The 20,654-nt window shown below is 33.8% G+C and carries 16 protein-coding genes; 9 read left to right on the top strand and 7 right to left on the bottom strand.

Annotated features, from left to right (window positions below; all coding sequences use genetic code 11):
- Nucleotides 1-18 precede the first annotated feature (18 nt).
- The 4 genes from gldL to topA all read right to left on the bottom strand — a co-directional run bounded on the left by gldL (nt 19) and on the right by topA (nt 6,064).
- Nucleotides 19-666, bottom strand: a complete 648-nt coding sequence (gene gldL / locus EAH81_RS21380) for a gliding motility protein GldL (protein ID WP_140511042.1) — start codon at nt 664-666, stop codon at nt 19-21.
- A 56-nt stretch (nt 667-722) separates the two neighbouring features.
- Nucleotides 723-2,129: a gliding motility lipoprotein GldK gene (gene gldK, locus EAH81_RS21375; RefSeq protein WP_140511041.1), complete on the bottom strand. Its 1,407-nt coding sequence runs from the start codon at nt 2,127-2,129 to the stop codon at nt 723-725.
- Between the two features lie 263 nt (nt 2,130-2,392).
- Entirely contained in the window at nt 2,393-3,544 is a 1,152-nt protein-coding gene (locus tag EAH81_RS21370; protein ID WP_140511040.1) for a formimidoylglutamase, read from the bottom strand.
- 3 nt (nt 3,545-3,547) lie between these two features.
- A complete protein-coding gene (gene topA / locus EAH81_RS21365) occupies nt 3,548-6,064 on the bottom strand; it encodes a type I DNA topoisomerase (protein WP_140511039.1) in 2,517 nt (838 codons plus the stop codon).
- A 979-nt stretch (nt 6,065-7,043) separates the two neighbouring features.
- Here topA and miaB point away from each other — a divergent pair.
- From miaB to EAH81_RS21320, 9 genes are all read left to right on the top strand, one after another.
- Nucleotides 7,044-8,489 carry a tRNA (N6-isopentenyl adenosine(37)-C2)-methylthiotransferase MiaB gene (miaB, locus tag EAH81_RS21360; protein ID WP_140511038.1) on the top strand — a complete coding sequence of 482 codons (1,446 nt, stop codon included), beginning with the start codon at nt 7,044-7,046 and terminating at the stop codon, nt 8,487-8,489.
- 80 nt (nt 8,490-8,569) lie between these two features.
- Entirely contained in the window at nt 8,570-9,091 is a 522-nt protein-coding gene (locus tag EAH81_RS21355) for a YcxB family protein (RefSeq protein ID WP_140511037.1), read from the top strand.
- A gap of 58 nt (nt 9,092-9,149) precedes the next feature.
- Nucleotides 9,150-10,409, top strand: a complete 1,260-nt coding sequence (locus EAH81_RS21350) for a sigma-54 interaction domain-containing protein (protein ID WP_140511036.1) — start codon at nt 9,150-9,152, stop codon at nt 10,407-10,409.
- Nucleotides 10,410-10,483: 74 nt separating this feature from the next.
- Nucleotides 10,484-10,993 carry an LptE family protein gene (locus EAH81_RS21345; protein ID WP_140511035.1) on the top strand — a complete coding sequence of 170 codons (510 nt, stop codon included), beginning with the start codon at nt 10,484-10,486 and terminating at the stop codon, nt 10,991-10,993.
- Nucleotides 10,994-11,096: 103 nt separating this feature from the next.
- The gene (locus EAH81_RS27710; protein WP_194150832.1) at nt 11,097-12,755 is read left to right on the top strand and encodes a tetratricopeptide repeat protein; all 1,659 of its coding nucleotides are present in this window, start codon (nt 11,097-11,099) and stop codon (nt 12,753-12,755) included.
- 3 nt (nt 12,756-12,758) lie between these two features.
- Nucleotides 12,759-13,097 (top strand): preprotein translocase subunit SecG, encoded by a 339-nt coding sequence (gene secG, locus EAH81_RS21335; RefSeq protein ID WP_041517492.1) that lies wholly within the window; start codon nt 12,759-12,761, stop codon nt 13,095-13,097.
- Nucleotides 13,098-13,237: 140 nt separating this feature from the next.
- Nucleotides 13,238-13,513, top strand: a complete 276-nt coding sequence (gene groES, locus EAH81_RS21330) for a co-chaperone GroES (RefSeq protein WP_012023920.1) — start codon at nt 13,238-13,240, stop codon at nt 13,511-13,513.
- A gap of 74 nt (nt 13,514-13,587) precedes the next feature.
- Entirely contained in the window at nt 13,588-15,216 is a 1,629-nt protein-coding gene (gene groL / locus EAH81_RS21325) for a chaperonin GroEL (RefSeq protein ID WP_140511034.1), read from the top strand.
- A 272-nt stretch (nt 15,217-15,488) separates the two neighbouring features.
- Nucleotides 15,489-16,691, top strand: coding sequence for an ectonucleotide pyrophosphatase/phosphodiesterase (locus tag EAH81_RS21320; protein WP_140511033.1), 1,203 nt, complete (start codon nt 15,489-15,491; stop codon nt 16,689-16,691).
- A gap of 681 nt (nt 16,692-17,372) precedes the next feature.
- Here the strand turns inward: EAH81_RS21320 and EAH81_RS21315 are convergent.
- The 3 genes from EAH81_RS21315 to EAH81_RS21305 form a co-directional block, all read right to left on the bottom strand.
- Nucleotides 17,373-18,902, bottom strand: coding sequence for a SulP family inorganic anion transporter (locus EAH81_RS21315; protein WP_140511032.1), 1,530 nt, complete (start codon nt 18,900-18,902; stop codon nt 17,373-17,375).
- A gap of 145 nt (nt 18,903-19,047) precedes the next feature.
- On the bottom strand, nt 19,048-19,260 hold the full coding sequence (locus EAH81_RS21310) for a hypothetical protein (protein ID WP_140511031.1): 213 nt from the start codon (nt 19,258-19,260) through the stop codon (nt 19,048-19,050).
- Nucleotides 19,261-19,304: 44 nt separating this feature from the next.
- Nucleotides 19,305-20,285 carry a hypothetical protein gene (locus tag EAH81_RS21305; protein ID WP_140511030.1) on the bottom strand — a complete coding sequence of 327 codons (981 nt, stop codon included), beginning with the start codon at nt 20,283-20,285 and terminating at the stop codon, nt 19,305-19,307.
- Nucleotides 20,286-20,654: the final 369 nt, after the last annotated feature.

Raw genomic sequence — 20,654 nt, 5'->3', positions numbered from 1 at the left:
ACAATAGTTAAAAACTAATTATCCTTTGTTACTCATTGCAGAAAGCATACCACCGTAAACACTGTTCAAAGAAGCAATGTTTGCAGTCATTGATTGCATTTGTTCTTTCAATTTATTAGCATTATCAGCGATTTCACTGTTTGCTTGTGCATTTCTTGAAGCACTTTCTAATTGTACTTTGTACAAGCTGTTTAATGATTCCATTTGTGCAGCAGCCATAGACATTTCTTCAGCATATTTCTTTTGTCCTGCAATAGAATCTACTGTTGGAGAAATTGCTTTTGCAGCTCCTTCGAAATTTTTGATTGAGTTTCCTAAACTTGACATTAATTCACCGTCAATTTTAGCTTCTTTCAACATAGTGTCTAATTTTTGAGACAATAATCCTTGGGCATCAGATGGAGTTTCAACTTTATCCGCTTTTTTTCTAGCTTGACCGTTAGCTAATTCTGGGTAAACAAGAGTCCAATCTAACTCATCATCTACTGGTTCAAAAGCAGAAAGTGCAAAGATTAACGCTTCTGTTACTAATCCAACTGAAAGCATCAATGTTCCTGTTAATGGTCCAATTTCAAAGTGAGTAATTTTGAATAATGCTCCAATAATTACTACTGCCGCTCCCATACCATAAGCGAAATTCATTGCTTTTTTACTTAATAATGCCATAATACTTTTTTTTAGGTTTTAATTTTAAATAGATTCGATTTGGTTATTGATATTAATTATAATTTACTTTTCTTTTTTCCGCTTCCTGTTGTTTGAGTTCCCATGTAATCTTGTACAGTTCTGAAACCAATATAACTTCTTGCAGAATCCGCATATTCGTGATCACGAGTACTTACCTGTAGGAAGTAAGCAACATCTTTCCAAGATCCTCCACGAACAACTTTTCTTTGATTGTTTCCATCAATTACGTTAGGGTTCATTGTAGAAACGTATTCGTATGCATTTGGATTGTAAGCTGAATCCGTCCACTCTGAAACGTTTCCTGCCATATTATACAATCCGTATCCGTTTGGCTCATAAGATTTAGCCTCAACAGTATATAATGCCTCATCAGCAGCATAATCTCCTCTGTTTGGTTTAAAGTTTGCTAAGAAACAACCTCTGTCGCTTTTAGTATAAGGACCTCCCCAAGGATAAGTAGCTGATTCCAGACCACCTCTTGCAGCATACTCCCATTCTGCCTCTGTTGGCAATCTGAAAGCATTAACTAAATCACGTCCTTTTTTCTTAGATTTGATATAGCTATTTTTATTTAAAGTTCTCCAGGCACAAAATGCTTTAGCTTGTTTCCAAGTCACACCAACTACAGGATAATCTCCATAAGCTTTGTGCCAGAAATAATCATTGTGCATTGGCTCATTATATGAATAAGCAAAATCTTTAATCCAAACTGTTGTATCAGGGTAAACACTAACTTGTTCTGTTTTAACGAAGTCTTTTCTTTTTCCTACTTTGGCTTTTGCAGCTGCCTGAATATCCATCCAAGAATAACGGAATTTCAATTTATTTACGTCAATTGTTCTTAAACCATTATATGATTCTTCAATTGGCAAATACATAGAGTCCATTACCTCAGTATAATACTCATCCGGGTAAGCTTTAGTATCTTTAATTAACTTAACTTTTTTGTTCAGTTTTCTTCCAGCATAAGGATCATCTTTTGTACCTACACTATAGTAGTTATCATACATATATTTATCATAAGCCGTCATCTTATCCGGCTCAGAATCATTAAATGCATAATCTGAGATGCTGCCACCTTTTTTACCTTTATCACCTGTAGATTTCTGTCCGGTTTCATCAGCCAAAATAGCTAAACGAACTCTCATTGTAGAGTCTTTTACCCACTCTACAAACTGGCGATATTCGCTATTTGTAATTTCGGTTTCATCCATATAAAATGAACGAACAGTTACTGTTTTAGTCGGAGCATCCTCTACATTAGCTAAATCAGCATCTGATTTACCCATAATAAAAGACCCACCTGGAACTAAAGTCATTCCATAAGGCTTTTCAGGGTGCCATTTGCCTCCTGTAACACCAACCAATTCACCTTTGTCTCCTGACTTACCACAGCCAATTACCAGTGTTAACATTGCTGCAAATGCAATAAACTTCTTCATATAAATTTGGGATTATCTATTCATTATTATAAGTTCGTAAACGTATTTATTATTTATCTAAAAAACAATACTAGTTGCGAAATTTATTTCACCGTTCAAAAATAATGTTAAATAAAATAAAAAAAAAATATTTTATCGACAAACTAACTTAAAAAATCGACGTAAAACGTTAAATTTTATAATATGTAAATCTTGTCTTACTAATATTTCTTAACTTGATTTTTAAATTTTAAAAAAATTAAGATTTCTGCTAAAATTTTCTGCTACAAAGCATTTTTTCGCTGTGCTTTCCACCACCTTTCTGGCAATTCTTGGTTGCAAGCGCTCAAATATTCGTCGTAAGAACACGGTAATAACGTATTTCTTTTTAATTTATTGTTACCATTTGATTCGAACGGAATCTCGATCCACCAACGTTCCGTTTTGTCACTTTTGTAAAAAATAAGCTCCTCATCTTCCAGCGGAACAATATATTTTAAATAGTTCGTTCTGCTTCCAAACGGATACTCTTTTGATCGGTAATGATACCCTTCTATAAAGTACCATACGATCTGAGCAATAATACCCGATTCCTGTGCTGTGCTATTATGATTAAAAACTCCAAAAGAGGAAACTTTATCACTAATTCCGGCATATCTCGCCAAAGAACAAATCTCTTTTCCGTTAAAACCATTAGGCTCAAAAGACTTCATATTTCCTGAAGCCGAAGACTTTACGGAATTCAAATCAATACTTACCAAATCAGCATCTCTAAAAACCGGTTCTGCCAAAGCTATTTTATTTGATATTTCGCCCAAACGATAGGCATCAAAAAATAATTTTTCAATTAAATCAATTTCTTCCTGCGAATTGTAATAAGTCTGATATCCAATATTACAATAATTAAAAAGGTTATTAGGCTCATCTATTATGATTTTAGTCAAAAAAGAATTAGCCGAAACTGTTTCATTTTCTTTACCAAAATCAAATTTATTATCTACAGAAACCATATTTACCATTTGCTCTAAATCATCATAAGCGCGATACAAAGCATAGGTTAAATCTTGGGAACCTCCCAGGACTATAGGAATCACTTTATTCTTAATTAATGTAGAAGTTACCTTCTTTAATGCAAAATATGTGTCTTCTACAGAGTCTCCTGCCAGTATGTCTCCCAAATCAGCAATAGAAGCATCCCAATTACCGGGAAACATGCTGTAAATCTTTTTACGAACCGCTGTAAGATTAACTTCATTCACTATATCATTGCTGCGACGGTCTTCTAAAACACCAATTATAGCAATATTTATTTTGCTAATATCAGGAAATTGATCTTGTGTATGCAAAACTACTTTGCTGCCCAATTCTTGTGAAGACAACGAACTAATGAATTTTAAAATCCCTTCGTTAACTGGTTCTAGAAAATCAAATTCCATTTGTTATTTCTTTTTAGCAGCTGGTTTTTTAGCTGGTGCTTTTTTAGTTGTTGTTGCTTTTTTTGCTGGTGTCTTTTTTGCCGGTGTTTTTTTAGCAATCATTTCCTGAACTTCAGCCAATGTCAATTTTGTAGCATCAACATCTTTACTTAATTCAATTTTGATTTTACCTTTTGTAATAACCGAGCGACCCCAACGCGCTTTTTCAACCAAAATTCCTTCGTCTTCCCAATTGTGAAGCACTTTGTCTATATTTTTTTGTAATTTATCTTCAATTAGTTCTTCTACTTCTTGTTGTGATAAATTATCAAAATTGTATTTTTTGCTTACATTGATAAAAATACCATTCCATTTGATGAACGGACCAAAACGCCCCACACCTTTCTGCACTCCTTCGCCTTTGTAAACTGCAATTGGCGCATCAGCAATTGCTTTTTCATCAATTAATTCCTGGGCTCTTTCTTTAGAAAGACTTAATGGATCTTCTCCTTTTGGTAAAGAAATAAACACACTTCCGTGACGCACATAAGGACCGTAACGACCATTGCTAACTTCTACTTCTTCTCCTTTATATTCTCCTAGATTTTTAGGCAATAAAAATAAATTCAAAGCTTCTTCAAGTGTAATGTTTCCGATGTTTTGATCAGACATTAAACTTGCGAATTTTTTATCTTCGTCATCCGCTTCTCCAATTTGAGCCATTGGTCCAAATTTTCCTAAACGAACAGAAACTTGTCTCCCGTCTGCATCTTTTCCTAAGATTCTTTCTCCGCTTTCACGTTCTGCATTAGCTTCAACCTCTTTTACATTTGGATGAAATTTATTGTAGAACTCTTGCATCATAACTGCCCAGTCAATATTTCCTTCAGCAATTTCATCAAAATCCTGTTCTACTTTTGCAGTAAAGTTGTAATCTAAAATATTTCCGAAGTTCTTAACTAAGAAATCTGTAACGATAGTTCCGATATCTGTTGGAACTAATTTTCCTTTGTCTGAACCTGTATTTTCTTTCAGTACCTTTTCGCCTACTTTATTTGCTTGTAAAGTAAGTTGGGTGTATTTACGTTCCTGGCCTTCAAGAGTTCCTTTCTCAACATAATTTCTATTGATGATAGTAGAAATAGTTGGCGCGTACGTAGACGGACGGCCAATTCCTAATTCTTCTAATTTTTTAACCAATGAAGCTTCTGTATAACGAGACGGTGGTCTTGAATATCGTTCTGTAGCTGTAATATAATTGTTTGCTAACTTTTCGTTTACTTTCAAGGCTGGCAACATGCCTTCTTGCTCTTCCTCATCATCATCGTGTCCTTCTAAGTACACTTTCAAGAAACCTTCAAAAAGTAAAACTTCTCCTGAAGCTGTAAAAATCTCACTGTGATTATTTGCTTCAATTTTTACGTTTGTTCTTTCTAATTGTGCATCACTCATTTGAGATGCCAATGTTCTTTTCCAGATCAAATCATATAAACGAGCTTGGTCACGATCGATATTTACGGTATGACGTGACATATCTGTCGGACGAATTGCTTCGTGCGCTTCTTGTGCTCCTTTGCTTTTGTTGGCGAAAGTTCGAGGTTTTGAAAACTCTTTTCCGTATGATTTTATGATTTCAGCTTCAGCGGCATCCATTGCATCTTTAGAAAGATTCACACTATCGGTTCTCATATAAGTAATAAGTCCCGCTTCGTATAAACGTTGTGCAAGCTGCATTGTGATTCCAACCGGCAAATACAATTTTCTGGCTGCTTCTTGTTGCAAAGTAGAAGTTGTAAAAGGCGCTGTTGGTGATTTTTTGGTAGGTTTAGTTTCTAAATCAGCTACCTTATATTGTGATCCGATGTTTTTGTTTAAAAAATCTTCGGCTTCTTTTTTAGTATTGAAGTTCTTTGGTAATTTGGCTTTGAAAGTTTTCCCTGCCTCATTTACAAATTCTGCTACGATAGAATAACTCGCAACGGCATTAAAATTTTGAATTTCGCGTTCTCTCTCAACAATCAAACGAACTGAAACTGATTGTACACGTCCGGCAGAAAGTCCGCCTTTAATTTTTCTCCATAAAACCGGAGATAATTCATAACCTACTAAACGATCTAAAACACGACGCGCTTGTTGTGCATTTACTAAGTTATAATCAATTTCTCTTGGATTCTCAATCGCTTTAAGAATCGCTGACTTGGTAATTTCATGAAAAACAATTCGCTTGGTTTTTTTAACATCCAGTTTTAATTCTTCCGCCAAGTGCCATGAAATAGCTTCTCCTTCGCGGTCCTCATCACTTGCTAACCAAACCATTTCGGCATTCTTAGATAGTGCTTTCAACTTGCTTACTAAGGCTTTTTTATCCGGAGAGACTTCGTATTTAGGTTTAAATCCATTCTCTACATCTACTCCTATTTCCTTTGATGGTAAGTCTGCGATATGTCCGTAACTTGATTCTACTTGAAAATCACTTCCCAGAAATTTCTCTATCGTTTTCGCCTTTGCAGGTGACTCCACTATTACTAAATTCTTTGCCATTGCTCTATTTTTCTGCAACAAAAGTATCTATTTTTTTTAAATATCTGCCTTGCGAATGCATTTTTGAGTTATTTTAATATTATGTTTCTTAAAATTGCAGATTTATCTGTATTCCTACCTATTATATATATAGGTATAACTTTTAATGGTTTTTACCCCGGAAATGTTCTTTTTCATACCCTAAATTCCTAGCCCAGATTGCAGTGAAAAGCCCGGAATAAAAAACGCAAAAGTTTCTTGTTTTAAAAAAGCGACTAAAAGAAGCTCTTTTTAAAACATTAGAAACTTTGCTTTTTTTATGTCCCGATAGCTATCGGGATGCAACGGAAAGCTGGAAATAGCTTCTTAAAAAATTTAACCCCAAAGTTCACAAAGTTATTACGCAAAGTTCGCGAAGTTTTAATCTGAGCTGAAACATTTCAGGCGAAGTTCGCAAAGCTTTGAGAATCATTTTTAATCTTTTAATCTGTGGCTAAAAAATATAACCGCAAATTTATCAGGGTTTTCCGAAAAGAATTATTAAAATTTATCCGCCACGAATTTCACGAATTAGCACGAATTAATTTGTGGAAATTTGTGAAATTCGTGGCGTAAAAAATCCTTTTAATCTTTTAATCTGTGGCAAAATCTAACCGCAGAGACCACAAAGTTTTTACGCAAAGTTCACAAAGTTTAATTTGAGCTGAAAGATGTCAGGATAAGTTCGCAAAGCTTTGAGAATCTTTTTAATCTGTGGCAAAAAAAGTTAATCGCAAAGTTTACAAAGTTTTTATTCGCCACGAATAAGCACGAATTAATTTGTGGAAATTTGTGAAATTTGCGGTAAAAAAAATCCTTTTGATCTTTTAATATGTGGCAAAGAAGTCATTTATAGTTTGTCCAAGTAATCAAAATCAATAATCAATAATCTAAAAATTCTTTTCTGCCATCTTGTCACATTGATAGCATTTACGTTATCTTTGCACTTTGAAATTATACAATGGAAAAGATTATTGAGGAAAGCAAACAGGGCGAAAGTCTTGTTTTGGAGAATAAACCTGAGAATACTAAGAAACTTTTTATAGAAAGTTACGGTTGTGCGATGAATTTTTCGGACAGTGAGGTCGTAGCTTCTATCTTATCAATAAACGGATATAACACCACACAAACTCTTGAAGATGCCGATTTGGTTCTTGTAAATACCTGCTCGATTCGAGATAAGGCGGAGCAAACTATTCGCAAACGTCTGGAGAAATATAATGCGGTGAAACGTATTAACCCAAAGATGAAAGTGGGCGTTTTGGGCTGCATGGCGGAACGTTTGAAAAGTCAATTTCTGGAGGAAGAAAAAATAGTTGACCTTGTTGTTGGACCTGATGCTTACAAAGATTTGCCTAATTTATTGGCAGAAGTTGAGGAAGGCCGTGACGCCATTAATGTAATTTTATCAAAAGATGAAACCTATGGAGATATTTCGCCGGTTCGTTTGATGAGTAACGGAATTACAGCTTTGGTTTCTATCACTCGTGGCTGCGATAATATGTGTACGTTTTGCGTTGTGCCTTTTACACGCGGACGTGAGCGTAGTCGTGAACCTCAGAGTATTATAAAGGAAATTCAGGATTTATGGGATAAAGGCTTTAAGGAAATCACACTTTTAGGTCAAAACGTTGACAGTTACCTTTGGTACGGTGGCGGTTTGAAAAAAGATTTTGTAAATGCATCTGATATGCAAAAAGCAACGGCGGTCGATTTTGATCAATTGCTTGAAATGGTTGCTGTTGGTTTTCCTAAAATGCGTATTCGTTTTTCGACTTCTAATCCGCAGGATATGCACGAAAGCATCTTGCACGTTATTGCGAAATATCCAAATATTTGTAAACACATTCACTTGCCGGTTCAGTCTGGAAGCAACAGAATTCTAAAAGAAATGAATCGTTTACATACTCGTGAAGAATACATGGCTTTGATTGATAAAATCAAGGCGATTATCCCGAATGCTTCGATTTCGCAAGATATGATTGCCGGTTTTCCAACAGAAACTGAAGAAGATCATCAGGATACAATGAGTCTGATGGAATATGTGAAATATAACTTTGGTTATATGTATTCGTATTCTGAGCGTCCGGGAACTTTGGCAGGAAGAAAAATGGAAGATGATGTTCTGGAAGAAACCAAAGCAAGAAGATTACAGGAAATTGTTGATTTACAACAAAAACATGCTTGGTTCCGCAGTGAAGAATTCGTAGGGCAAATTGTTGAAGTTTTAGTTGAGAAAGTATCTAAAAAATCATCTGAAGAGTTCTCTGGAAGAAACTCTCAAAGTATTACAGTAGTTTTCCCAAAGGAAAATTATAAAATTGGAGATTTTGTAAATGTAAAAATCACAAGTTGTACGAGTGGAACTTTGAAAGGTGAAGCGGTTGGATTTAGTGAAATGAATTAAGAAAATTTGTTTCAAGTTTCAGGTTTTCTTTGTAACTTGAGACATACATAATAAAGATTATTTAAGTTTTAATTTAAAATATGGAGAAAGAAATTCTAGTAAAAAATAATTTTAGTGCAAAAACATACACAAAAGCCATATTAAGTGTAATGTTCCCAAAACCGATAATTTGGTTTTGTATTATTGCATTTTCATTATTATTAATAAACGGAGTTCGCATAATCATAAATGAGACATCAAAAGATAACTTCTCTTTCGATAATTTGTTTAGATCAGAAATCTTGATTTTATTTTTCCCTTTAGTTCTTTTCCTTATACTACGTCGGAACATAGCTATTAAATTTAATGAAGACCCTAAAAACAAAGAAAACATATACCATATTTTCAATTATGACTTTTTTCAAGTAAAAGGAGATAGTTTCGATACAAAATATTTCTGGAAGGACTTATTGAAGATAAAAGAAGTAAAAGATTATTTCATTGTGTTTATAAAAAAGAATCACTTTCTTATTCTCAACAAAGCGGATCTTAAAAACAATCAATATAACGAATTAAAACAGCTTTTTAATTCGATCGATATAAAAAAGAGTTTAAAAAGTTAAGGCTCAAAGTATAAAAACTTGAAACCTGAAACAAATAAAAACTTGAAACAAAAAACAAATGGAAACAGTTCAAGCAATAAAACAGCGATTTGAGATTATTGGAAATGATCCTAAATTAAATCGCGCCATTGAAAAAGCCATTCAGGTGGCGCCTACTGATATTTCGGTAATGGTGACTGGGGAAAGTGGTGTTGGTAAAGAAAATATTCCAAGAATAATCCATTCGCTTTCGCACAGAAAGCATGGTAAATATATTGCTGTAAACTGTGGTGCAATTCCGGAAGGAACTATTGATAGTGAGCTTTTTGGACACGAAAAAGGCGCTTTTACAGGTGCAACAAGCACGCGTGAAGGTTATTTTGAAGTAGCCGATGGCGGAACTATTTTTCTTGATGAAGTGGGTGAATTACCTTTAACAACTCAAGTTCGTTTACTTCGTGTTCTTGAAAATGGTGAATTTATAAAAGTAGGATCTTCTCAGGTTCAGAAAACAAATGTTAGAATCGTTGCGGCTACAAACGTAAACTTATTCAATGCAATTGAAAAAGGAAAATTCCGTGAGGATTTGTATTATCGTTTAACAACTGTCGAAATTACTTTACCGCCTTTGCGTGAAAGAAACGAAGACATACATTTGTTATTTAGAAAATTTGTTGCTGATTTTGCGCATAAATACAAAATGCCACCGTTGAAGTTAGATGACGATGCTGTTCTGCTTTTGCAAAAATTCAGATGGAACGGAAACATCCGTCAGTTGCGAAATGTAGCAGAACAAATCTCAGTTTTAGAAACCAATCGTGATATTACATTAGCAACTTTACAATCTTATCTCCCTAGCGCCGAAGGAAGCAATTTGCCTTCTGTAATTAGCGACAAGAAAAAAGAAAACGATTTTAGTACTGAAAGAGATATCCTGTACAAAGTTCTTTTTGATATGAAAAGTGATCTGAATGATTTGAAAAAATTGACTTTAGAATTAATGAAAAATGGAAGTTCAAAAGTCCAGGACATTAATCCTAATTTGATTCAGAAGATATATGGTTCGCAGGAAAATGAAAGCGAGATAGATTTTGAAGAAGAACCAAGAACGGCTGTCATGACACCGACAGCACGCGAAGAAAATTATCAAATGCAAGACGATAATTATTTGTTCGCTGAAACGATTGAAGAAGAAGAGGTTTTACGTTTAGAACAAAAAGAAATCGAAATGATCAAAAAATCATTAGAGAAAAATAAAGGTAAACGAAAAGCTGCTGCAGATGAATTAGGTATTTCTGAGCGAACATTATATAGAAAAATTAAACAATTTGATTTGTAGTTTTACCACAAAGACACGAAGACGCAAAAAAGTTTTGGCCGAAAATGAATATCTTTGAAATCTTAAAATAAAAAATGAAAAATTTAAAATATCTTTTAATTCTATTAATTGCAACAACTTTTAGCGGTTGCAATGTTTACAACTTTACAGGAACGGGAAAAATTGACGCAAAAACTTTTCAGGTTAATTTCTTTCAAAATAATGCTGATTTGGTTGAACCGGGAATCGACAGACAATTTACACTGGCATTGCAGGATATAATTATGGGGCAAACTAATTTAAACTTAGTTAGCAACGGTGGAGATTTAGTTTATGAAGGAGAAATTGTAGACTACAGAACAACGCCAATGACTGCTACAGCAGATTCAGATCTGAAAGCGGCACAAAACCGTTTGACAATTCGTGTACAAGTTAGGTTTACCAATAAAAAGAAAGAAACTGACGATTTTGAAAAATCATTTGAGTTTTATTATGATTTTGCCGGATCTGGTCTTCCAACAGGTGCTATTCTGAACGAAGCACTTAAAGTAATTTTTGAGAGAATTACTCAGGATATTTTTAATGAGTCACTCGCAAAGTGGTAAAAATGTTGATTTGTTAAATCGGTTAATCGTCAAATCGACTAATCTACAAACGATTTAATAATCCAATAAATAATTAAACAACAATACGATTAAATAATACATAATGAACGTAACTGATTATACCTACTTAATGAACAAACCCGATGCTATTACAGAAAAGCAGGCGGATGCATTAGGAAGTGTTTTGAATGAATTTCCGTATTTTCAAAGTGCCCGCGCATTGCGATTAAAAGGACTTTATAATCAAAACAGCTTTAAGTATAATTATGCTCTAAAAGTTACGGCCGCTTATACGACTGACCGTTCGATTTTGTTTGATTTTATAACTTCGGAAACTTTTACTTCTATCCAAAGCGAATATTACGACAGAAAGTTAAAAGATCTTTTGAATATTACTGTTTTTGACAGCGAAATCATCTCGGCAGAACAAATTAAAAAAAGTACAGAAGTTCGCATTGATCCAATAGAACAATCTATTTTAGACTCTATTAAAGAAGCTACAACGGTCACTTTTGAAAAACCTGTAATAATTGAAGAACCAAAAATCGATTTGGTTATTGAGCAGCCTGTCTTAGATTCTTTTAAAGAAGTAACAACAACTTTTGAAGAACCTGTAAAAATAAAAGACCTTAAAATTGAATCCATTAGTGAGCAATCAATATTAGATTCATTTAAAGAAGTAATTAGTACAACTTTTGAAGAAACTCCAAAAATAGAAGAGCCTATAATCGAACCAATTAGCGAGCAAGCAATTTTGGATTCATTTAAAGAGGTAACAACTGCAACCTTTGAAGAAACTCCAAAAATAGAGGAGCTTATAATTGAGCCAATTAGCGAGCAATCAATTTTAGATTCTTTTAAAGAAATAACAACTGCAACTTTTGAAGAACCTATAGAAACAGAAGAGATTAAAATTGAGCCCGTTATTGAGCAACCCATTTTAGATCATTTTAAAGAAGTAACATCAGTTGTTTTTGAAGAACCTGCAATAATTGAGGAACCCGTTTTAACTTCTGATCAAACAGAAACGAATATAACTTTTGAAGAAACTCCAAAAATAGAAGAAATAAAAGTTGATCCAATTATCGAGCAGCCTGTTAAAATAGCAACTTCAACCTTTTTTGATGAAACCGTTGATGATGAAATTCCAGATGTCAGAGTTGATCCCATTGAAAAATCGATTTTAAATTCTATTAAAGAAGCTTCAACAGTAGTTTTTGAGAAAGCTAAAGAAGAAGAAGAAGTTGAAGAACCTAACGAGATCGAAATCCCGGAAGTTGTAAAAACTGCAGAAGAAAATCTGGAAATAGGAAAACCATTAGATTTTTCGGTTAATGAAAAACACTCTTTTCAGGAATGGCTTCAATTAGCCAAAACTGAGCCAATTGACAGATCAGAAGAAACTCCGGAAGAGGAAAAACAAACTAAAAAACCAACCGAAACAATTGTTGAAGTTGAATTATTGGACGAAGAGAAAAAGAAAAAGGCAGAAATAATCAATAAATTCATCGAAACGAATCCGAAGATTTCGCCTATAAAGCAGACTGCAATAACGCCAGCAGTACAATTCAACATAAATCAAGAGGATAATTCCTACTTAATGACCGAGACTTTGGCCAGAGTATATTTGGAACAAAAAAAATATACAAAAGCAATACAAGCATATGAAATATTAATTTTGAAATATCCAGAAAAAATTAGTTTCTTTGCAGACCGTATTTCGGATATAAAGATTTTACAACAAAATAACAATAATAATTAAGCAATGAGCACATTTTCAATTTTTTTAGTTTTAATCACAATAGTTTGTTTTCTATTGATCGTAGTAATCATGGTTCAAAACCCTAAAGGAGGCGGATTGTCGTCTACTATCAGCGGAACTCAAATGTTAGGTGGAGTACAAAAAACAACAGACTTTTTAGATAAAAGTACCTGGACACTAGCGACTATTTTGATTGCTTTAATTTTGCTTTCAAGCTTAAGTTTCACAGGATCATTAAGTGATACTGACTCTAAAATTATTGAAAAAACCGAAGCTCCTGCTAACACGCCAGCTGCTCCAGTTCAACAAACACCTGCTCCGGCAACTCCTGCAGCAAAATAATCACTTAGATATAAATATTAAATGCCAGCCTGTCAAAGCTGGCATTTTTTTTAAGAAATAATGTCAGTTTTAAGAGCATGGCACAATTTCTGAAATCCAATAGAACATAAAAAACGTATAACTTATAATAATATAAAATCATGGCCTTAAACATTAAACCGCTTTCAGATCGCGTACTTATTGAGCCTGTTGCTGCTGAAACTAAAACTGCCTCAGGGATTTTTATTCCGGATACTGCCAAAGAAAAACCACAAAAAGGAACTGTTGTAGCTGTTGGAAACGGATCTAAAGATCACACTATGACCGTAAAAGTTGGCGATACTGTTCTTTATGGTAAATATGCCGGAACAGAATTAAAACTTGAAGGAACTGATTATTTGATTATGCGTGAGGACGATATTCTTGCAATAATCTAAAAATACATAAGTCTCAAGAATATAAGTATCGAGGAAACTTGAAACAAATAAAACTTTAAACTAAATTAAAAGAAATGGCAAAAGATATAAAATTTGATATTGAAGCACGTGACGGATTAAAACGTGGTGTTGATGCATTAGCAAATGCTGTAAAAGTAACTCTAGGACCAAAAGGTCGTAATGTAATCATTGGAAAATCATTTGGTGGACCAACTGTTACTAAAGATGGTGTTTCTGTTGCAAAAGAAATCGAATTAAAAGACCCATTAGAAAATATGGGCGCGCAAATGGTTAAAGAAGTAGCTTCTAAAACTAATGATTTAGCGGGTGACGGAACTACAACTGCTACCGTTTTAGCTCAGGCAATCGTAAAAGAAGGTTTGAAAAACGTTGCTGCAGGTGCAAATCCAATGGACTTGAAACGTGGTATCGATAAAGCCGTTGAAGCTATCGTTGCTGACCTTGCTAAACAGGCTAAAGTGGTTGGAAGTGATTCTGACAAAATCAAACAAATTGCTTCTATCTCTGCAAACAATGACGAAGTTATTGGTGATTTGATCGCTACTGCTTTCGCTAAAGTTGGTAAAGAAGGTGTAATTACTGTAGAAGAAGCTAAAGGAACAGATACATACGTTGATGTTGTTGAAGGTATGCAGTTTGACAGAGGATATCTTTCTCCTTACTTTGTAACAAACCCAGAGAAAATGGAAGTTGAATTAGACTCTCCATATATCTTATTATACGACAAAAAAGTATCTTCTTTAAAAGAATTACTACCTGTTTTAGAGCCAGTTGCTCAATCAGGAAAACCATTATTAATTATTGCTGAGGATGTTGACGGAGAAGCTCTATCTACTCTTGTAGTTAATAAATTAAGAGGTGCTCTTAAAATTGCTGCTGTAAAAGCTCCAGGTTTTGGAGACAGAAGAAAAGCAATGTTAGAAGATATCGCAATCTTAACTGGTGGAACTGTAATTTCTGAAGAAAGAGGTTATACGCTGGAAAATACAACTATCGAAATGTTAGGAACTGCAAAAAGAGTTTCTATCGATAAAGACAACACTACTATTGTAAGTGGTGCTGGTGAAGCTGATATCATCAAAAACAGAGTAAACCAAATTAAAGGTCAGATGGAAACTACTACATCTGATTATGATAAAGAAAAATTGCAAGAGCGTTTGGCTAAATTAGCTGGTGGTGTTGCTGTTCTTTATGTTGGTGCTGCATCTGAAGTTGAAATGAAAGAGAAAAAAGACAGAGTTGACGATGCTTTACACGCTACTCGTGCTGCTGTTGAAGAAGGAATTGTTGCTGGTGGTGGTGTTGCTTTATTAAGAGCAAAAGCGGCCTTGGCAGGAATTAAAGCTGATAACGCTGACGAAGCAACAGGAATTCAAATCGTTTCTCGTGCTGTTGAATCTCCATTAAGAACTATTGTTGAAAATGCAGGTCTTGAAGGTTCTGTAGTTGTAGCAAAAGTTGCCGAAGGTTCTGGTGATTATGGATACAATGCTAAAACTGACGAATATGTTGACATGCTTAAAGCAGGTATTATTGATCCTAAAAAAGTAACTCGTGTAGCATTAGAGAATGCTGCTTCTGTTGCGGGAATGATCCTAACTACTGAGTGTGCATTAATTGATATTAAAGAAGATAACGGAGGCGGAATGCCAATGGGTGGCGGTATGCCAGGAATGATGTAATCGTTCTAACTTCTTAAACTATAAAACGCCAGATTTTGATCTGGCGTTTTTTTTTGTCACAGATTAAATGAATTAAAAGATTTTTTTGCCACGAATTTCACGAATTTTCACAAATTATTTTTTTTATTATTGTGCTAAAAATTTGTGATAATTCGTAAAATTCGTGGCTAACCTTTTTTCAAATATCCAGTAAACTTTCATTTAGTTTAACATTCTCTTTTTCATTAAAAAATCGTTTATCAGTAACTTTGTCATTCTATTAAAATTATAAAATGAGAAAATTTACAACTCACCTATTATTTTTTGCATTCTTATTTCTTAACACTTTCTCCTATTCTCAATCCAATAAAGATGCCTACGTTGTATTGGTTTCTATGGATGGATTTCGTTGGGATTACGCAAAACATTTTGACCTTAAAAATTTAAAACAAATTGCCAAAGAAGGTGTGCATGCCAAATCTATGCGACCATCTTATCCAAGCAAAACATTCCCGAATCACTATTCGATTGTGACTGGACTTTATCCGGATCATCACGGTATTATCAATAATGCTTTCTACGATTCGGCTTTAGATAAATATTTCTCATTGTCGACAGATTCTAAAAATGATTCGCGCTTTTATGGTGGAAATCCTATTTGGAATGTAGCAGAACAACAAGGTGTAAAAAGCGCTTCTTTTTTCTGGCCGGGATCTGATACGGATAAAAAACGTCCTGGTATTTATAAAAATTACGACAATAAAATTCCATACGAAACCAGAATTGACACTGTTATAAAGTGGTTACAGCTTCCTGAAAAACAGCGACCGCATTTGATTACTTTATATTTTGACGAACCAGATCATACAGGACATACTTATGGCCCGCTTTCTCCCGAAAACGAAAAAATGGTTCATAAAATGGATTCCGTTATGGGACAATTATCTTCTAAGCTTGATCAATTAGCCATTGGAAAACAAATCAATTTAATTATTGTCTCAGATCATGGAATGACTAATATTAGCAATGACAAAAAAGTAGTCATTCTGGATTATTTAAAACCGGAATGGTTGAGTTACAAAGAGGTAATCAATCCAATTATGAGTCTTCAGGCGAAACCGGGTTATCAGGATTCTATCGCAAAGGCTTTAAAAAAAGTACCACATATTAAATTCTGGAAATCAGGTGAAGTTCCTAAAAGGCTTCATTACGGTACAAATCCACGTGTTCATGATTTTGTGATTGAAGCTAAAAAAGGATATAGTCTGGCAAAAAATAAGACTGACGACACAAAAGGCGGAACTCACGGTTATGATAACAAACAAAAAGATATGCAAGCCATTTTCTATGCAAAAGGCCCAGCTTTTAAAGTAGATAAGGAGGTCAGTTCATTTCAAAACGTTTCTGTTTATCCGTTAATTGCTCATATTTTAGGTTTGCAAATTGAAGAAGTAGATGGAAGGTTTAGTGAGGTAAAAAACATGTTGAAGAATTAGAAAATGTGGTAATTAGAAAATGTGTCAATTAGAAAATTTCATTGATAACGAATAATAATTTTATAATTAATTTACTGTTTTACATATAAGATCCACCAAAAAAGATATCTTTTTCTAAGCACTTAACTTCCATCCAATTTTATTGGACGGAACTATGATAAGTTTGTAATCACAAAAGTTCTTGAGAAACATTTGCAAAAAGCTTATCATTAGCCTTTTTAAATTAAAATTATGAAGTTAGAATTGGTAAACTTAGAAAACCTCAATTTAGTAGAGTTAAACAAACACGAGATAGAAGAAATTGATGGCGGTTGGATTATTCCTCTTTTAAGACATTTTATATTAAGTCTCTAATCAACTTTTAAAAATTAAGAAAATTAATATTATACTAAAATGAAAAAGATTAGAATTAGTCTGTATATAGTTATTCTTCTGTATGTGATAACCACAATGATTTTTCATGTGCATTTTGTGTATAAAAAACCAATATTATATATTCTTATTATTGCTTTAATAGTTTTTGATTTGCTGATTCCAAATTTGAAAAACTATTTTAAACAACAAAAATAATAGCACCAATTACATAGAGTGCATGAATTTGATAATTAGAAAATGTGTCAATTAGATAATTTTATTGATAACGCATAAATTATCTAATTTTCTAATTGACACATTATCTAATTAAGAGACAACTTTGTACGTAGGATCTTCGATTACATTTACTTTGATAACAGCTTCGGCATTTTTAAGTAACTCTCGGCAATCCGGGCTTAAATGCTGCAACTCGATCACTTTCCCAAGTTGATTATATTTCTTAGTTAGATTATTCAGAGCTTCAATCGCAGACATATCAGCTATACGACTTTCTTTAAAATCAATAATTACATGATTTGGATCGTTTGCTATATCAAACTTTTCGACGAAAGTTGTTATAGAACCAAAAAACAACGGGCCATAAATTTCGTAGTGTTTCACTCCTGCTTCATCAATAAAATGTCGGGCGCGAATTCTTTTAGCACTTTCCCAAGCAAAAACCAAAGCAGAAATAATCACGCCAATCAAAACTGCCAAAGCCAAATTATGCAATAAAATCGTAATTACTGCAACGAGAATTCCAACAAAAATATCATGTTTAGGCATTTTGTTTATGATTCTGAAACTTGCCCATTCAAACGTAGTAATTGCGACCATCATCATTACGCCAACCAAAGCTGCCATTGGTAATTTTCCAATTATTGGTGCTCCAAAAAGTATGATTAACAAAATAGTCAAAGAAGCGATTATTCCTGAAAGTCTGGCTCTTGATCCGGCAGATAGATTCACGAGAGTCTGAGCAATCATTGGACATCCTCCCATTCCGAAAAAGAAACCATTTAAGATATTTGAACTTCCCTGAGCAATACATTCTCTGTTGCTATTGCCTCGTGTTCCAGTAATTTCATCGACTAAATTCAGTGTAAGCAAACCTTCAGTTAAACCAACTGCAGCTACAATTACAGAATATGGAAAAATCACTTTGAAGGTTTCAAAAGAAAGCGGGATATTAGGAATATGGAACGGAGGAAATCCGCCTTGAACTGAAGCAATATCTTCAACTGTTTTTGTTTCAATATTAAATAAAAGTACAATTGCAAACACTACTAAAATTGCTACCAAAGAAGCTGGAACTGTTTTAGTCAATTTTGGAAAAAGCAATACAATTGCAATTGTCAGCGCAACCAAACCAAGCATTATATACAAAGGAGTTCCTTGTAGCCAGGAAACCTGACCATTAATTACAGTTTTAAACTGCTCCAATTGTGACATGAAAATCACCACAGCCAAACCATTTACAAAACCAAACATAACCGGCTGAGGAACTAATCGAATAAATTTTCCGAGTTTAAAAAGTCCGATACAGATTTGTACTATGCCACCGAGCGCAACGGCTGCAAAAACATATTCAATCCCGTGAGATTTCATTAAAGCAATCAATACAATAACGGTTGCTCCGGCTCCGCCCGAAATCATTCCGGGTCTTCCTCCAAAAATTGCAGTAACTAAACCGGCAATAAAAGCAGCATACAAACCTACAAGTGGTGGAAATCCGGCTAAAATAGCAAACGACAACGATTCTGGAATCATCGTCATCGCAACTGTTAAACCTGCTAAAATTTCATTTCTATAATTAACTTTTTGAGTAAAGTCGAAGAGTTGGAAAGCTTTTTTCATAAGAGCACAAATGTAGAGAATTTGGCAATTAGATAATGTGGCAATTGAGAGAATGTGACAATTAGAAAATTTGATAATTAGATAATTATTGTGCGTAATCTATAAAATTTTCTAATTATCAAATTTTCTAATTGGCACATTAATTTTACTCTAATTTTATACAGATATAACCTAGACAATTTACGTAATCAATTATGTTTTTGGGCTCTAAATCGACACCTTCAACTCTTAATATTTTATCACAGTCTTCTAAATCAAAATTGATTTTATAATTGGGAAATTGGGTTTGAATGACAGCAATAATATAATTTTTATCTGCTTCTTTCTGAACATTTGTTTTAAAAATTTCAACAATCATAATTGCTAATTTTAATACTACTTAATTTAAAATCAAAAACTGCTTTAAAACGGATTATATGAAATCCCAAATCTAAAATAACCTTGCGCATCTTCCTTCTGATCATAAACATAATTAGAAGTGCGTTCCCCCTTTTCTGTTACACGAACACTCATAACATTGTTAACACCAGCTTTTACAACTCCAATAATTTTTGGCGAAAAGCGGTATTCATAGCTGATTCCCGACTTCAATTCGAGTTGATTCAGTTCATAAATTCCTTTCAATTTTGGGTTGTTTAAATTTAAGTAAAAACTTTCAGTATTCAATTCTGTTCCTAGGGAAATTCTTCCGTTTTCCAGCAATTCTCTTCTAAACAACAAGCGTTGTGGCAAAATGAAATCGATATCCCATTTTGAATTTTCAAATTTATGATTATAGGTCAAAAGCGGCGTAATCGGGATAATAGCCGAAGGATCCATCATGACCAAAGCTCCTACAGTAAAGGTTGTATTAGCGGTTCTTTTTAAAACAATACTCGCAGTAGCAAAACCTTTTACACGTTGAAAATTATCCTGATTTCCATCTGCAGTTACCGTAGCGTTGTAAATAATGGGTTTATGAAAAAGCGTCGAAACATAAGTCGCGCTTAAAGCGGCTGCAAAAAAATGAATTTCCTCTTTTTCTCTGGTATGTGTTGTTGCCGAATTGTAGTTATAAATGTCTCCAAATTCATAAGTTTCATATTTATAGCGCAATGAACTTGTCAAAACAAACCGTCTTGATTTTGAGGTCAGGAAAGGTACATTAATAGCGGCTTTAAATCGATTATGGCTCTCAATTCTTCCTCTTTCAAAACGTTCGCCAAAAAGTTTCGAATCAAAATTAGTTGGCCCTAACTGTTCGTATTGCAAATCTAAAATTCGAGTAGTCGGAAATTTATCCGTTACCGCTTTTGCAACCGTTTTTATTGGAGTCTCTTTTTCCTGAGCAATTGTTCGCATAGAAGCAAATACAACTAAGGCACAAATAATTTGCGTTTTCATAAGCCAATTAAAAATTAAAGTTCGTTTGGAAAAATGTTTAAAATCCGAAGCAAATGTAGTTGTGAACTCTTTATTATAATAGCTTAATTATTCAAATGGCGTATTATTTATACCAATGGCGTTTGTATAATTTTGGCACAGAAAAAAGCAAAAACTATACTATTTCGCTAATTTTGCCGTTATGACGATTCTCAAAATATATCAGAATTTTTTTCTCCGAAATCTTATCGTAAATCTCATTGTTTATTTGATTATTTTGGCTTGTGTGTACGATGAAATAAAAGATGTAGATTTAGAGCGACATAACTGGACTTATATTTTTAGTAAAGTCGGAATTGGCTACTTTCCGTCTATTGTCTGGGTAACTTG

The sequence above is a fragment of the Flavobacterium pectinovorum genome (assembly GCF_006438875.1).
In the GTDB taxonomy this organism is placed as follows: domain Bacteria; phylum Bacteroidota; class Bacteroidia; order Flavobacteriales; family Flavobacteriaceae; genus Flavobacterium; species Flavobacterium pectinovorum_A.
This window is presented reverse-complemented; position numbering and strand designations above follow the sequence as displayed.